At 59.6% G+C, this 14,927-nt stretch carries 11 protein-coding genes; 4 read left to right on the top strand and 7 right to left on the bottom strand.

Annotation, left to right across the window (positions count from 1 at the left end):
* The 4 genes from ONB25_10665 to ONB25_10650 form a co-directional block, all read left to right on the top strand.
* The coding region (locus ONB25_10665; GenBank protein ID MDZ7393343.1) for a PAS domain S-box protein at positions 1–1,547 on the top strand (1,547 nt) is incomplete at its 5' end.
* A gap of 2 nt (positions 1,548–1,549) precedes the next feature.
* Complete coding sequence (smpB, locus tag ONB25_10660; protein MDZ7393342.1) at positions 1,550–2,014, top strand: SsrA-binding protein SmpB; 465 nt, start codon at positions 1,550–1,552, stop codon at positions 2,012–2,014.
* Between the two features lie 12 nt (positions 2,015–2,026).
* Positions 2,027–3,322, top strand: a complete 1,296-nt coding sequence (tyrS, locus tag ONB25_10655) for a tyrosine--tRNA ligase (protein ID MDZ7393341.1) — start codon at positions 2,027–2,029, stop codon at positions 3,320–3,322.
* 21 nt (positions 3,323–3,343) lie between these two features.
* Positions 3,344–3,883, top strand: a complete 540-nt coding sequence (locus ONB25_10650) for a macro domain-containing protein (protein ID MDZ7393340.1) — start codon at positions 3,344–3,346, stop codon at positions 3,881–3,883.
* 6 nt (positions 3,884–3,889) lie between these two features.
* On the opposite strand, the gene ONB25_10645 is transcribed toward ONB25_10650, so the two are convergent.
* The 7 genes from ONB25_10645 to ONB25_10615 form a co-directional block, all read right to left on the bottom strand.
* Entirely contained in the window at positions 3,890–4,297 is a 408-nt protein-coding gene (locus ONB25_10645; protein MDZ7393339.1) for a DUF1844 domain-containing protein, read from the bottom strand.
* A gap of 84 nt (positions 4,298–4,381) precedes the next feature.
* Positions 4,382–6,502 (bottom strand): ATP-dependent DNA helicase RecG, encoded by a 2,121-nt coding sequence (recG, locus tag ONB25_10640; GenBank protein ID MDZ7393338.1) that lies wholly within the window; start codon positions 6,500–6,502, stop codon positions 4,382–4,384.
* 21 nt (positions 6,503–6,523) lie between these two features.
* Positions 6,524–7,882: a DUF4139 domain-containing protein gene (locus ONB25_10635; protein ID MDZ7393337.1), complete on the bottom strand. Its 1,359-nt coding sequence runs from the start codon at positions 7,880–7,882 to the stop codon at positions 6,524–6,526.
* A 42-nt stretch (positions 7,883–7,924) separates the two neighbouring features.
* On the bottom strand, positions 7,925–10,654 hold the full coding sequence (locus tag ONB25_10630; protein MDZ7393336.1) for a valine--tRNA ligase: 2,730 nt from the start codon (positions 10,652–10,654) through the stop codon (positions 7,925–7,927).
* A 33-nt stretch (positions 10,655–10,687) separates the two neighbouring features.
* Positions 10,688–11,221 carry a cyclic nucleotide-binding domain-containing protein gene (locus tag ONB25_10625; protein ID MDZ7393335.1) on the bottom strand — a complete coding sequence of 178 codons (534 nt, stop codon included), beginning with the start codon at positions 11,219–11,221 and terminating at the stop codon, positions 10,688–10,690.
* Position 11,222: 1 nt separating this feature from the next.
* The gene (locus tag ONB25_10620) at positions 11,223–12,389 is read right to left on the bottom strand and encodes an NAD-binding protein (GenBank protein ID MDZ7393334.1); all 1,167 of its coding nucleotides are present in this window, start codon (positions 12,387–12,389) and stop codon (positions 11,223–11,225) included.
* A 342-nt stretch (positions 12,390–12,731) separates the two neighbouring features.
* Positions 12,732–14,927, bottom strand: coding sequence for a M23 family metallopeptidase (locus tag ONB25_10615; protein ID MDZ7393333.1), 2,196 nt, complete (start codon positions 14,925–14,927; stop codon positions 12,732–12,734).

Below are 14,927 nucleotides of genomic sequence, written 5' to 3'. Positions count from 1 at the left end.
CAGAGCTCATTTGTCGCCGCACTGCAAACGGCACCATCGTTTTCGTCAACGAGGCCTATTGTCGATACTTTGGAAAAAAGCCTGAGGAGCTGATCGGAACCAGCTACATGCCGGCGATGCCCCACGAACATATGCAGACTGCGAGAGATCACTTCCTCGCCCTGCGCCCTTCCAGGCCGACGCTCACGCATGAGCACATTGTGCTCAACGCCAAAGGTGAGGAGCGGTGGATGCAGTGGCGGGTCCGAGCGTTTTTCGACGAACGGGGTCGACTGGCGGGCATGCAGTCGGTGGGCTCTGACGTGACCGAACGTAGGCGCGCAGAACAGAAAGCCAGGGAAGAGGCGGAAGACTTGGCGCTGGTGGCGCGTATCAATGCCGGAGTGACCGCTAGCCTGGGGCTGCACCGCGTGTTGCGCATCTTCGCCCAGGGACTGACGAAGAGCTTTGGGTGCAAGAACATCGGGGTCTTCCTGCTCAGCGAAGATGGGCGATACTTGATTTGGGATAAGCGAATTCTGAGTCGAACGCAGGCAAAGCAGATTGAGCAACAGATTGGCATGCCGATCCCATCGGTGAAGATCGACCTTGAGCATTCGAGAATTTTCCGTACTGTCCTGCTGGGACAAAGCCCACAGGTCCTTGCCGACGATCGTTCGGTGGAAGAGGCCATGGAAGAGTGCGTGAGAGGCATCGTGCCCCGCCGTGTACTTCCGGGGGTGCATCAATTCCTATCTCTGGTACCCCTTGTGACGATGCCTCTTGTGTGCGGCACAGAAAGGGTGGGCGTGCTAGCTATCTCCCGGGGCTCTTCATTTAGCGATTCGGAATTGAAGCGCATCGGCCGCATCGCTGGCGCCTTAGCACTGGCAATCAAACATCAACGACTGGAGCAGGCGCTGCGCCAGAGCGAGGAACGCCTCCGTCACATGGCCGAGAGTCTCAGCGAAGGTCTGGCCATAGTGGAAGGGGAAAAGGTCCTCTATGCCAATCCCAGGCTGCGGGAGCTCTTCGGATACGAAGGTGAGCTGAGACCCGAGTTTTTCATCGAATGCGCGGCCCCGGAGGAGCAGATCCGGCTGCGCAAATTGGCCGAGGAGGCGCAGAAACTGGGCCGGAAGGAGTACGAGGCCGAATTCTGGGTTGGAGCAGGCAACCACAAGCGGCGTTTTGTCCGCCTCCGTTGTATCCGGCCCTCGGGGCGGGAGCACGCGCGCACCTATCTGATTGCCAGCGACATGACCGAGCACCGCCTGGCGGATGAAGAGCGGGAACACATCATCGGGCAGCTGCTGCACAGCCTAAGTGAGGTCAAGACCTTGAGTGGACTGCTGCCCATGTGTCCGCGGTGCAAGAAGATCCGCGACGACAAGGGTTACTGGCACCAGGTAGAGGCGTATCTCGGCAGCCACACCCCGGCGCAGCTGAGCTACGCCCTCTGTCCAACCTGTGCCCGTCAGGCGCAACGAGGTAAGAAAAAACAAGATCCCGAGAGCGGGCTGACTTCGCAGGCCAAAGGCCCTGGCGACTCCTCCCGAATGGATTGATTATGAGCGAGAAGTTGATCACTACCAATCGCAAAGCCAGGCACGACTACATCATCCTGGAAACCTTCGAGGCCGGGATTGCCCTGCAGGGAACGGAGGTCAAATCACTGCGAGCGGGACGCGCCAACCTGAAAGATAGCTACGCGGCAATAAAGGACGGTGAGGTATGGCTCTACCAGGCACACATCAGCCCGTACGATTATGGCAACGTCTACAACCATGATCCGCTCCGTCCGCGCAAGTTGCTTCTCCATCGCCAGGAGATACGACGCCTGGCCGGCAAGGTACAGGAACGAGGTCTGACGCTGGTGCCGTTACGGATGTACTTCAAAAAGGGCCGGGCCAAGGTCGAACTTGCCCTTGCACGTGGCAAACGCCAGTACGACCGCCGGGAAGACATTGCCCGGCGCGACGTGGAACGCGACACGCAAAGAGAGTTGAAGGAAAAGTACCGCATCAAGCTCTGATCCGAGGGAGGAATGGAAACTACGCACATCACCAATGCTTATGACATCCTGAAGGAACGTGGCTTCGTGGCGCAGGTGACTGACGATGCCGCAGTGGAGGAGCTGTTTGCTTCGGGCCCGGTCACCTGCTACATAGGCTTTGATCCGACAGCGGACAGCCTGCATGTGGGGAGCCTTATGCCAATCATGGCGCTGGTGCACGTGCGCCGTGCCGGGCACCGCCCCATTGCCGTTATCGGCGGCGGCACGGCCATGGTGGGCGACCCCAGTGGCAAGACCGAAATGCGCCAGATGCTCAGCAGAGAACGTATTCAGGCCAACGGAATGGCAATCCGCGCCCAGCTGGACCGCTATCTGCACTTCGACAACACTTCCTCATTAGCGGTGGACAACTATGAGTGGCTTGCCCCTCTCAACTACATCGATTTTCTGCGCGACATCGGCCGCCACTTCAGCGTCAACCGCATGCTCGCCGCAGAAGCCTACCGCCTCCGACTAGAGAGCGGCCTGTCCTTCATTGAATTCAATTATCAGATCTTGCAGGCCTACGACTTTTTGGTGCTCTACCGACGGCATGGCTGCACGGTGCAGATGGGCGGCGACGACCAGTGGGGCAACATCCTGGCGGGGGTGGAGCTCATTCGTCGGCTGGAATCCGCGCAGGCCCACGGCGTGACCTTCCCGTTGGTCACTACCGCCTCGGGCGAGAAAATGGGCAAGACGGCCAGGGGCGCGGTGTGGCTTGATCCGCGCAAGACTTCGCCCTACGAGTTCTACCAGTACTGGGTCAACGTGGACGACCGTGACGTAGAGCGCTTCTTGGCTTATTTCACCCTCCTGCCGATGGACGAAATCAGGCAGGTAAGCGGGCTATCTGGCTCGGACTTGAACCTCTGCAAGGTGGTGCTGGCCTATGAGGCGACAAAGATAACCCATGGCGAGGAGGAGGCCTTGCGCGCCTATGCCGCGGCTTCCAGCGCCTTCGGCAAAAGAATCATCCCAGCCGAGGTGCTACCCTCCAGTACTGTGCCTCGGGGTAAGGAGATTACCTCTGAGGAGGCGATCCCCACGACCGTCATCGCCCGCCAGCGTGTGGAAAAGGGGATCTGGATTGCTGAGCTGCTCACCGAGGTGGGTTTGGCCCGCACGCGCAGCGAGGCCCGGCGCCTCATCGAGCAGCGTGGGGCCTATTTGAACCAGGAACCGATCACTTCCGTGGATCTGCACATCACGCACCAGCATTTTGCCAACGGCACACTGATGCTGCGCGCCGGGAAAAAGCGCTACCATCGTCTGGTGATATCCTAAAGCGCGCCGCGGGGACTGACAATGAAGGCGACAATTCACAATACCACCATCGAGCTGGTGCAGGGCGACATAACCGAGATGGACACCGATGCCATCGTCAACGCTGCGAACGAGCGGCTGGCCCACGGTGGCGGCGTCGCAGGGGCGATTGTGCGCAAAGGCGGACCGGTCATTCAGGAGGAGAGCAACGCTTGGGTGCGCGCGCATGGACTGGTCCCCACCGGCGGGGCGGCTATCACCAGCGGGGGCTCGCTCAAGGCGCGCTTTGTCATTCACGCGGTGGGGCCGGTCATGGGTTCTGGAAATGAGGGCGAGAAGATTCGCCAGGCCACCCTTGCTAGTCTCCGGCTTGCCGAGGAACACAACCTCGCCAGCATCGCCTTCCCGGCAATCAGTACCGGCATCTTCGGTTGTCCCATGGACCTGTGCGCAAAGGCCATGTTAGGGGCGGTGCGAGACCATGTATCTGGGCCAACCGGCCTGCGCCGGATAGTCTTTTGCCTGTGGGACGAAAGGGCTCTCACCACCTTCAGCGCCCAGTTGCAGAAGCTCGTGAGCTAATCCTGGTCAATGCTCTCCTTCCCCCTTGGCGTCGGCGGTTGACGGGGCTGCACTCGCCGACTGCTGACCTACTTCTGCCCCCGACGGTTGCTCACCCTCCTTTGCTTCGGCCTTCTTGATCTCTTGCTGCGCCTTACGGTCCTTCTCGGCTTCGTCTACATAGTTGAGCTTGAGCTCACTTATCACGCGATCCAAGAAACGCGTCTCCTCATCGGAAAGGTTGCCCTTTGTCTTGGCCTTGAGCATGTCCAACATATCTATGCTCATCTGCGCCTGCAGCAGGTCGCGCTCGATCTTATCGGTGAGGGGGTTCTTCAGCTTTCCCATGTGCTGCATCGCCGCGGTGTGAAACATCATGACGAGGTTCATAAACAGCGCGTCAAACATTTGCTCACGGGTAAACTGCTCGCCCATACCGTCCTCCTCCGTGCTGCAAGATCTGAGTGATCCTTGTTGTCTAGTAACGACGCTTTGTAGCCCGCAGGTTCCCGGCCCAGTTTAGCCTATATCGGCTAACCCGTACCTCCCGCGGTAGTGCCTCAAGTAGTAGGAGCGCACGCCGTGGTCTTCCTCGCGCAAGAGTTGGGGGTCACGCTCCACGAGGGCAAACGCCTCATCGCGTGCCTTAAGCAGAATTTCCACGTCTTCCACCGGGTTAGCGATTTTCATTTCCGGCATGCCATGCTGTTTTGTGCCAAAAAATTCGCCGGGGCCGCGGAGCTTAAGGTCCATTTCGGCAATGCGAAAACCATCGTCAACAGTGGCTATAGTCTCCAGCCGCGTACGTGCCTCTTCAGAGAGCGGCGGATAGGCAAGGAGAACACAGTAGGATTGTTCCGATCCCCTGCCCACGCGTCCCCGCAGCTGATGGAGCTGTGGCAACCCGAAACGCTCTGCGTGCTCGATGACCATCACCGTGGCATTGGGTACATCGACGCCCACTTCTATGACAGTGGTGCTCACCAGGACGCGCAACTCGCCGCGCTTGAACTGCGACATGACCTGGTCTTTGTCCTCCTGGCGCATGCGGCCGTGGAGGAGCCCAATTGGAACGCCGGCGAAGAGCCCTGTTGCGAGCTCCTCATAGCCTTCCGTAGCAGCCCTGAGGTCCATTTTTTCGGACTCTTCTACCAAGGGAAAGACTACATAGGCCTGGGCTCCAGCAGCCACCTTGTCGCGCAACCATTGGTAGACCGCGGCGCGCTTGTCGCTGGTGCGCCAGTACGTCTTGATCGGCTTGCGGTCCTTGGGCAGCTCATCCAGCACGCTCACGTCCAGGTCGCCGTAGACGGTGAGCGAAAGGGTACGAGGAATGGGCGTGGCCGTCATCACCAGGACGTCTGGTGCTTGTCCCTTGCGTCGCAAGGTGGCGCGTTGCATCACACCGAAGCGGTGCTGCTCATCGATGACCACAAAGCCCAGCCTTGCAAACTGCACACCTTCCTGGATAAGCGCGTGGGTGCCCACGGTAATGTCCACTTTTCCCTTGGCCACGTCTTCCACAAGCTGCTGCCGCAGGCTTTTGCCCTGGCCTCCAATAAGCAGCTCCACCCGGACCCCCAGATCGCGGAGGTAATCGCGAATGGTCAGGTAGTGCTGCTCGGCAAGAATTTCGGTGGGCGCCATTAGTGCGGCCTGGTAGCCATTTTCCACCGCGATGAGCATGCTCGTGAGGGCGACGATGGTCTTGCCAGAGCCTACGTCGCCTTGAAGGAGCCTGTTCATGGGTTGGGGACGGCGCATGTCTTCGCGGATTTCCCGCAGGACTCGCTTTTGCGCCTCAGTGAGCTGGAAGGGCAAGCGTTCTACTAGTCGCCGCGTCTTTTCGCCCACGCGCTCAAAAGCGATGCCTGGGCCGCTGGCGACCAAATGCTTCTTGCGCTGAGCCACCATCAGCATCAGGTAGAAGAGCTCATCGAACTTGAGGCGACGCTGCGCACGAATGAGCGCGCCGTGGTCACGCGGAAAGTGAATGTGTTCCAAGGCCTCGCGCAGAGGGACAAGCTTTTGCCGGGCGATGATCTCTTGCGGCAGGCTCTCCTCAAGGGCCGGTAGGCACAGATCCAGAGCACCGCGTAGGATGCGCCGAAAACCTCGGCTGTCCAGGCCCTTGCGCGCAAGGGCCTCGGAAGAGGGGTAGAGAGGAATGATTGCCCCGGTGTGAATGGCCTGGGGTGTACCATCTTCGGCCATGCGGTCATACTCTGGGTGCACCATCTGCACGCCGCCGTAGCTGGTCACCTTGCCCGAAAAGGCGACCCATTCCCCGGGCGAGAAGGCCCTGGCCCAAAACTCAGCCTTGTTGAACCAGACAACTTGGAGGAATCCGGTACTATCGCCTACCAATGCCACTGCACGGGGTCGCCGCCCGCGAATCAGTTGCACCGACTCCACCTGGCCCACCACGGTGGTGGACATGCCCGGGCGGAGGTGACTTATCGGGGTGATAGTGCTCCGATCAAGGTAGCGGCGGGGAAAGTAGTAGAGAAGGTCTTCGACGGTATGCACGTTGACGGAGCGCAGCAGTGCCGCACGCGTTTCCCCCACGCCGCGGACATATTGCACCCCGTGGTCCGGCAGGAGCACGCGCTTGTTTACAGCTCTCTCAGAGCTAGACATGAACGCAGCAGAGCTCTCTCCTCACCAGCGGAGCAGGATCGTGTACTCGAGTACCGCCTCCCCCTCTGCGCCTGTCGCTACGTCGAACTCGACGGTGCGCGCGTCTTTCCTCCGTGGAGGGTGGGTGCTTTTGCGCACTTCCCACTCGCCCCATACGTGCTCGACGACCGTCACTGTGACCCCCTCTTTCTTGTGGTTGCGGATGGAGACCTGCCAGGTGTCCTCGCGACTCTTCTCACCCAACTTGCGGGTGGCCATCTGTTTGCGCTCTACAACGACGTCAAAAGCATTCCCCATGTAGATGCGCACTATCTCATCTTTGGGAGTATGGTCGATCCAGTCCTCGCCAATGAACTCCAGCGCCTGATCACCCGCCTCCTTGTACACACGGACCTTTCCCTTAGGCAAGGGCAAGCCCAATCCCTGTTGGGCGCTGTTGACGAACTCGAGACTCACCCGCACTTTGTCGCCCAAACGAGGGTCGAAAAGATAGAGCCTCTTGCACGGTGTGGTAGCGGGCGGAAAGAGGGCGAGCTGCTTAGTCTCGCGGTCGCGGATAGTGGTCTTGCGCGGAAGCGTGTACAGGTGGTATTCAAAGAATTCCTCTTCGCGGAAATGCCTGTCCTTTGCCAATGCGAGGGTCATCGCGGCCTCGGGCATGGCGAGCTCCCCTGGCATGCGTTCTGCGCGGTGCACCTCCCCTGCTACCAGCTTCAACGTTGCATTCTCATAGGTGGCACCGCTGGTGTTCTCAATGGACACCCACCCCGCCAGTTCGAGCAATGAATCATTCTGCTTGCTTACGCCTACGTATTCGGCGTGCCAGCTCATGCCCTCGGTGAGGTAGCTGAGCTCCACTTTGTGCGCACCGGGCTTCTTGTTCTCGATCAACCACACCAGGGTGGGCTTCAAGATCAGCCCTGTCGGCAAGGAGGGGAAGCTGATGGTCTCGATGGCCGCACTGGAGACCACGTCCACTTGACCGGTTGTGCGCTGGAGAATCGCATCCTGGGAAGCACTGAGAAGGCGCCCCGTAAAGGAACGGCCGTCCCGCGTGGTGACGGCGATTTCCTGGCCCACATATTTGAGCAGAAGACGCTGCGTGCCGACCAGGTCATACTGGAAGTTTTGTTCGAGAATCTCCACGGCATCAGGAGCAGTGAGCGACTTGAAGTGGACCGAAGTTGGATCAATCTGCGAGGCCACATCGACAAAGCTGAACTCCTGCGTGCCCTTATCCAGTGTCAGGGAACGCGTCTCACGCACCAGAGCGCGATTGTCGTTATACACGGTGACCGCCGTGCCCAACTTCTGCTGCGGGAGTACCGCACCTGCCTGCCCCAGGGCAGCAATAGCTAACACAAGGCATCCAAGCCTCATCGTCATATCCCTCCATGACGGTAGTGAACGTCTGGCCTGCATCTACCCCAGGTTGCTCAGGCACAGCTGCAGGCGCGCCAGTCGCTGCTCAAAATCGCTCTTCTTTTGCCGCTCGCGTGTGATCACCTCTTCCCCCGCCCGGGCCAAGAAATCCCTGTTGCTAAGCCTGTCGTTGAGCGCTTGCAGTTGCCCTTCTACCCGATCAATCTCCTTGCGCAGCCGGGACTTTTCCAGCTCAATGTCAATGACTCCTTCCAGCGGCACAAAGAGGGACATGTTAGCGACAACAGCACCTGCTGCGGCCCGGGGACGTGCACCGCCAAAGCGCAACTCTACCACGCGCGCCAGTCGCTGAAGATAGTGCAAGCTGTCCCGCAAGAGGGCCTGCTGTCGCGCATCAGCCCCTTCTATGACCAACTGCACCTGCGCCTGAGGTGGCACGCGCATTTCGCCGCGAATATTGCGCACGGCGTTGATGACCTCTTGCACCAACGCGATTTCCTCCTCCGCCTGCACATCGGCTGCCGCCTCCTCAGGCTTGGGGTAAGCTTGCACCATAATGCTAGGCACCCCCTGGGCGCGCTTGGAGCGCTCGGGCAGGGCCTGCCAAATCTCCTCGGTAATAAAAGGCATAAAGGGGTGGGCCAAGCGCAGGATGCGCTCCAACACTGCCACTGCTACCGAAAGCGTCACCTGCCGACGTCTCGGCTCGGTAGCCTCGTCCAGGTGTTCCTTGCTAAACTCCAGGTACCAATCGCAGTATTCTCCCCAGACAAAACGGTGCAAAAGGTGGGTGGCGTCGTTGAAGCGGAACTCCTCCAGGGCGTTACGCACGCTCTCCACGGCGGCGCGAAGCCTACTCAGAATCCAGCGATCTGCCAGCGCTAGCTCGTGGGCAGCAATCTCCTCCAGCAACAAGGGCTGTTCACCCGGCCGGAGGTTCATCAGCACAAAGCGCGCTGCGTTCCATAGTTTGTTGGCGAACTTTTGCCCAAACTCCACCAACGTATGGTCGAACCTAATCCCGCCCGCGACTGGGGTCAGGTAGACCATCGACATGCGCAAGGCGTCGGCTCCGTATGCCGGCACGCCCTTAGCGTAGGACGGGTTCTTTTTCGCAAACTCGGCCATCTCCTGAGGGGTTGCACCATCAATGAGCCACAGCGGGTCTGGAGAGTTGCCAAGCGACTTGGACATCTTTCTGCCCAGTGGGTCCCGCACGACGCTATGGAAGTAGACGTCGCGGAACGGAATATCGCCCATGAACTCAAGGGATGCCATGATCATCCGCGCCACCCAGAAGAAGATGATGTCCGGGGCAGTGACCAGCGTGCTTCCTGGAAAGAACACCTCCAGGTCGCGCGTGCGCTCCGGCCACCCCAGGGTGCTGAAAGGCCAGAGCCAGGACGAGAACCAGGTGTCCAGCACGTCATCATCCTGGCGCAATGCCGTACTGCCGCATTCCGGACAAACACGTGGTTCAGCCCTGCTCACCACCACATGCTCGTGTTCACAGTACCAGACGGGAATGCGGTGCCCCCACCATATTTGGCGGCTAATGCACCAGTCTCGCACGTTCTCCATCCAGCGAAAGTAAGTCTCCTCCAGCTGGGCGGGGTGGAAACGGATCTTGCCCTCCTTCACCGCGCGTATGGCAGGCTCAGCCAGCGGTTTCATGCGCACAAACCATTGCGTGGACAGAGCCGGTTCCACCACAGTATCGCAGCGATAGCAGTGAGGAATCGGGGTAATCTGCTCCTGTACACCGCGCAACAGGCCCTGCTGCTCCAAGTCGCGAAGGACGCGCGCCCGCGCCTCCATGCGGTCCAAGCCCTTGTAAGGGCCTGCCTCTGCGGTCATCTTGCCGTCTTCATCAATGACCACCACCTGAGGCAGATTGTGCCGCAGCCCCACCTCAAAGTCGTCGAAATCGTGGGCCGGCGTGATCTTGACGGCCCCACTCCCCTTCTCGGGGTCGGCGTGCTCATCGGCGATGATCGGGATCCGACGCCCCAGCAGCGGCAGAATCGCCTGGCGGCCTACCAGCTTTTCATAGCGGGGGTCCGCCGGATGGACCGCAACTGCCGTATCGCCGAGCATGGTTTCCGGACGGGTGGTGGCCACCACTATCTCCCCATCACCGTCTGCAAGAGGATACGCAATCGCCCAGAGCTTGCCGGGGACCTCCTTGCCAGGGGACTCTTCGTCAGACAGGGCCGTCTTGCAGCGTGGGCACCAGTTAATCAGGGCGCGGTCGCGGTAGACAAGGCCTTTCTCATAGAGCCGCACAAAGACCTCTCGCACCGCGGCACTGAGCCCCTCGTCCATAGTGAAACGCTCCCGCTCCCAGTCGCAGGAGGCGCCCAACCGCCGAAGTTGCTCCAGAATGATCCCGCCGTACTTTTCCTTCCATTCCCACACGCGGGCAAGAAAGCGCTCCCGCCCAAGGTCAAAGCGGGTCAAACCCTCCTTAGCCAGCATCTCCTCAACTTTGTTCTGCGTGGCAATGCCGGCGTGATCCGTCCCTGGCAACCACAAACACTCAAATCCCTCCATCCGCTTCCAACGGATCAGGATGTCCTGAATTGTGTTGTTGATCACGTGACCAAGGGTCAACATCCCGGTCACATTGGGCGGCGGGATCATGATCACATAGGGCTTCTTGGGCGAGTCAGCATTGGCGTGGAACAAGCGATGCTGCTCCCAGAATCGGTACCACTTGCTCTCGACCTTCTTCGGATCATAGACCTTGCTCAGTTCCTGACTAGTCATTTCCTCTCCAGTTAGATCAGGTCATCTCCGGCATCATTCTTGAAGAGCCAGGCTAAAGGCAGTAGTCAATTTCAGAATATCCCTGTTCGCTTTGTCCAATCGCGTTGCCAGGGCAGAGGCGATATTGCGCATGAGCAGAAAACCCAACTTAGGGTCCTGTTCACAAAGCGCGATGCACTGCGCGCGACGCAGTACACCGAGCTTGCAGCTGGTCAGTGTTCTCACGGTAGCCGTACGTTGGTGATGGCTGTCCAACAAAGCCATCTCGCCGAAAAAGGGAGCCTGCGCAGCCGACATCCGATCCAGGGCCTTGTCCCTCGTATCAACGTTGCCTCGGCCGACCATCAGGGTGAGCGTTTTTGACACCTCCACCTCACCGTGCAGCACCAAAAAGAGCGCGTCGCCTGCCTCCCCTTCTTGCACAATCACCTCACCAGCGGGGCAATCGCGCAGTTCCAGAATGCCCCAGACCCGTTGCAACTGCTCGTCTGTGAGTCCTGCGAAAATGGGGAAACGAGCCAGCTGCTCAACGCCGGGTCTCGCCTTGGGCTCTTTTTTACGGGCCACGTTACCCCTCCTGGATCGGCGTGATAGTGACCGCGACGTCCCGTTCTTGAATGACGTAGGAATCCGGCGGATTCAGGTTGACTTCTACTCGTGGCGCTGCACCAAGCCCTTTGCCAGCGGCTTCAAGCTTTCGGCGGATGAAATCGTCAATGGCTGAATAGTCACCGGTGAGCACCTCCTCCAGCTTCAGGCGTTGCTCCTCGCGGATAAAGCCCAAGAGTAGAGTCTGCTTGCTCTGCCGCATGTGGCGAGCAAACTCCCCAAAGGTTCTGCCTACGAAGGCGCTAGGCACACTCTGGCGCATGAGCTTCATGCCGGCGCGTTCGGCCAGGAGGGCCTCAAGCATCTCGGGCACTCCAGGAGAAGCCACGTGCGCAGCCAGAAAGAAGCCCCCGTGGGCGTCGCCCACTACAATGCGGTCTGCATTGGCTCGCCGCAGATGCGCTTCATTCTGTGCATCGACAATGTAAGCCAGCACCTTGACGTGGGGAGCCAGCGCCTTGATGGTGAGAGTAGCCAGGATGGTATGCTCGTCTGGCGACCCGCGTGCGCCGCTGAGCGTATCAGGCACAAGCACCGCTGCGTAGGCGGCCTCAACGTTTGCGCGCCGCAGGATTGTTTCCTCGGCGAAGTCGCCACGCACAAACTTTATCACCAGGTCCCGGTGACGAAACAAGAGGTTTTCCACCTCTTCCTCTTGCAGCTCGTTGACCAGCACTACGGTACGGCCATGCGCAATCAGGTCCTCGCGGAGCCGTTGTAGCAACTCCTCCACATGCCGCGACCAGCCACAAATCAGCAGGTGGTTGCGAGCGCGTATTCTCTGCAATCCTTTTGCCTCCTTCAGTCTCCGCGTCACCAACGCCGACGAGATGCCCCCGGTCAGCAGACTGATCACGGCCACACCGGAAAACATCACCATAACGCCCACTAAACGGCCCAGGGGCGTGATAGGAACTCGATCGCCATAGCCTACGGTCATCATGGTCACGACCGTCCACCACATGGCGTCTTCCAGGGTGCTCAGTCCGCTATTGCGCCCCCTCTCGGCCAGGAGCCCCAGCACACCCCCGGCCAGCGCGATGCCCACCACCAGAATCACAACCTTGATGGTCAACCGACGTCGCAAGCCGTAGAAGATGTGACGGACCCGCCGCCTGGTGAGCAAGGGACGTACCCTCCTGTGCTTGGTGGTGACAGGTAAATATAGCAAAACCCGCGCAACAAGTCAACCCAATTGACACATGCGCTCGTGGATCGGCCACCAGTCAAAGTTGATGGACCTCCACGATCCGGGTTGCGAAAAGTCCCTACGTCACCGCGTTCCGGCGCAGTGCGGCGAAGCCCATGCGATCACGTGTGCGAGGAAGGTTCGAAGCTTCGCGGCACACCCGGCCACGGGTTCACGCTTGGCCATCCGACAAATGTCGGCCCGATGTTTCCGCCTCAGCGATAGTCTGATCGGGCTGTGGTGGCAAAAGTCAGCGTTCCGGGGGGTCCGCACCCAGAGCTAACGGACTATGAATCGGTGTTCAGCACGCGCGCTGTTCCCACACCTGTCGGTGACGACCACGCTGACTCGATGGGGCCCGACCGTCAGGGGCTTCCGGGGTTGGTAGAAGGCACAGCGGCGTGGCGGATCGTACTCGGCGATGACCCTCTCTCCGTCCAGGCGGAGCTCTATGCTCTCCTCGCCGCCTATCCCCGAGAGTCGGTCGTAGAAATCGACCCTCAGCATGGGCTGCCTGGTGGCAAGTGTCGCGCCATCAGCAGGAAGCAGCGCGGTAATGACGGGAGGCACCGAATCGCGTACCACGGCAAAGGTCCCGAGACGCCCAATGGAACACCAAACCTTTGTGCCTCGGGGTTCAACCTGGCTCCCCATAAACGACAAGACTCCCTTCTGCCCCACGCCATAGATGGCCAGTTGCTCGGGCCTCGACTGCTGTTCTGCCAAACTGATGCTGAGCCATCCGCGGCCCTTTAGCGGCACATCTGAGGGTTCAAACCGATAAACCTTGCCGATTACGGGTACGCGAGAAGCGGGCAATATGGTCACTTCCTCAACTCGGGCATAGAGCGGGCGATAAACTGCACCGCCCTCGAACCGAATTTCACACAACCCATCTTCCGAACGAACCCGTCCACCTCGTTCCGGGCTCACCGGCCATAGGGTCGCGCATGATGCTCCCCAGAGAGTATCGCCAGTAGTCGCGACTGCCTCTGCCTCGACACACAGCTCCCCCCGGTGTCGCCCCTGGATGGGTAGTCCAGTAACATACACTTGCGGACCGATCGCCCATGACACAAGGTCGAGGGTCTTCTCTCCGCTATACCACACTGCCAGACGTGGCGGCTGCAGGAGCCGTTGCGGAGTCCTGACCACCACCCGCGCGAAGTCGTCGTAAAAGTCGGACTCGACAATTAGCCCTCCCCTCACGGGCGCGCCTCTCCTCGCACCAAAGAAGACAACCTCATCGCGCTTCCTCATCGAATCACCTTGTGCCAAGAAGAGCACGGTCGACTCAGAGGTGTCCTCAGGCCATGGACCGGGGATCTGCTCGGCTAAAGAGTCGGCCTCTTCAAGTAGCTTGGACCACGCTATTGAAGGGGAGGTCAGAGGTTGCTGCCTTCCCGGCGAGACGACCAGGAGTGAGAATTCAAGGGACGCCTTGTTCCCAGCATAGTCGCGCGCCTCAATCACGATCTCATGCTGGCCCACATTGAGAAGTAAGTCTCCTGGAGCACCTTCTACACCACACAGCAAGACCCCAGCTGAGGGAAAGGGCGAGCGGTAGAACCGGAGACCGTTGCTGGGGTCACGGAATAGACGTTGAAAGTCACCATATCCCCGCGCTTCGAGGCGGAACTCGCGGTCCAAGACCATTTCGCGATTCTGCTCATAGCAAAAACGCTGGTATTCGCTGCGGAAAGCTTCCCTCCCGTCCACCATTAAACGCAAAGAATAGACCGAAAAACGATTGGAGGCCCCGTCGGCTTGGTCAAAGCACGAGACAGCCAGACCGATACGCCCCCATACCTCTGGCACTTCGGGGAGCGAGAAGCGGCTCCCAGGCAATGCTCGCAGTGCACGCAGCGCAGGGCGCAGGTCGTTGTCCACGCGACTTGCCACATCCATGGGAATGAGGGCCAGACGGCGAAGAACAGGCGCGCGGGTATCCTGCACCGGGAGCCCAAAGAGCAGTGGATTCAAAGGGCAGTTGTACCGATCCCGCAGTTCAAAATGGAGATGAGGCGCCGATGTACCGCTCTGCCCGGTGTAAGCAATCGTCTGACCTTGCTCCACGGGAAACTCTGTGGGACGAAAATAGAGTTCGACGCTGAACCGCCCCCTTCGCTCCTGCTCGGCGTAGATCCGCTCCTCGATCCCTTCCATAAAGCGAGAGAGATGGGCGTACACTGCCGTTTCGCCAGTGTCAAGCACCTGGTAAAGAACTCTACCGTAACCATAGGGCGACACGACCACGCGCGAGACATATCCAGGGCGAACTGCGAAAACCTTGTACCCAACCGCGCCATTCGTCTTAATGTCAATGCCCGCGTGAAAGCGCCCCGGTCGGTATTCGCAGAACGAGGAAGAGAGCAGCTTGCTGGCGTCTGTAGGCCAATGGAGCATCTGTGCAGAGCACGCACCCCAGGTCACCAGTGCAAGAAAACCAACTACAAGAAGCTTTCTCGTTTTCAC

The sequence above is a fragment of the candidate division KSB1 bacterium genome, assembly GCA_034506335.1.
Lineage (GTDB): Bacteria > Zhuqueibacterota > Zhuqueibacteria > JANLFK01 > Oleimicrobiaceae > Oleimicrobium.
This window is presented reverse-complemented; position numbering and strand designations above follow the sequence as displayed.

What these genes read in the sequence shown, in the direction of transcription:
- tyrS (MDZ7393341.1), top strand. Translation starts at nt 2,027, where the DNA reads ATGGAAACTACGCACATCACCAATGCTTATGACATCCTGAAGGAACGT.
- ONB25_10650 (MDZ7393340.1), top strand. Translation starts at nt 3,344, where the DNA reads ATGAAGGCGACAATTCACAATACCACCATCGAGCTGGTGCAGGGCGAC.
- ONB25_10630 (MDZ7393336.1), bottom strand. Translation starts at nt 10,654, where the DNA reads ATGACTAGTCAGGAACTGAGCAAGGTCTATGATCCGAAGAAGGTCGAG.
- ONB25_10635 (MDZ7393337.1), bottom strand. Translation starts at nt 7,882, where the DNA reads ATGAGGCTTGGATGCCTTGTGTTAGCTATTGCTGCCCTGGGGCAGGCA.
- recG (MDZ7393338.1), bottom strand. Translation starts at nt 6,502, where the DNA reads ATGTCTAGCTCTGAGAGAGCTGTAAACAAGCGCGTGCTCCTGCCGGAC.
- smpB (MDZ7393342.1), top strand. Translation starts at nt 1,550, where the DNA reads ATGAGCGAGAAGTTGATCACTACCAATCGCAAAGCCAGGCACGACTAC.
- ONB25_10645 (MDZ7393339.1), bottom strand. Translation starts at nt 4,297, where the DNA reads ATGGGCGAGCAGTTTACCCGTGAGCAAATGTTTGACGCGCTGTTTATG.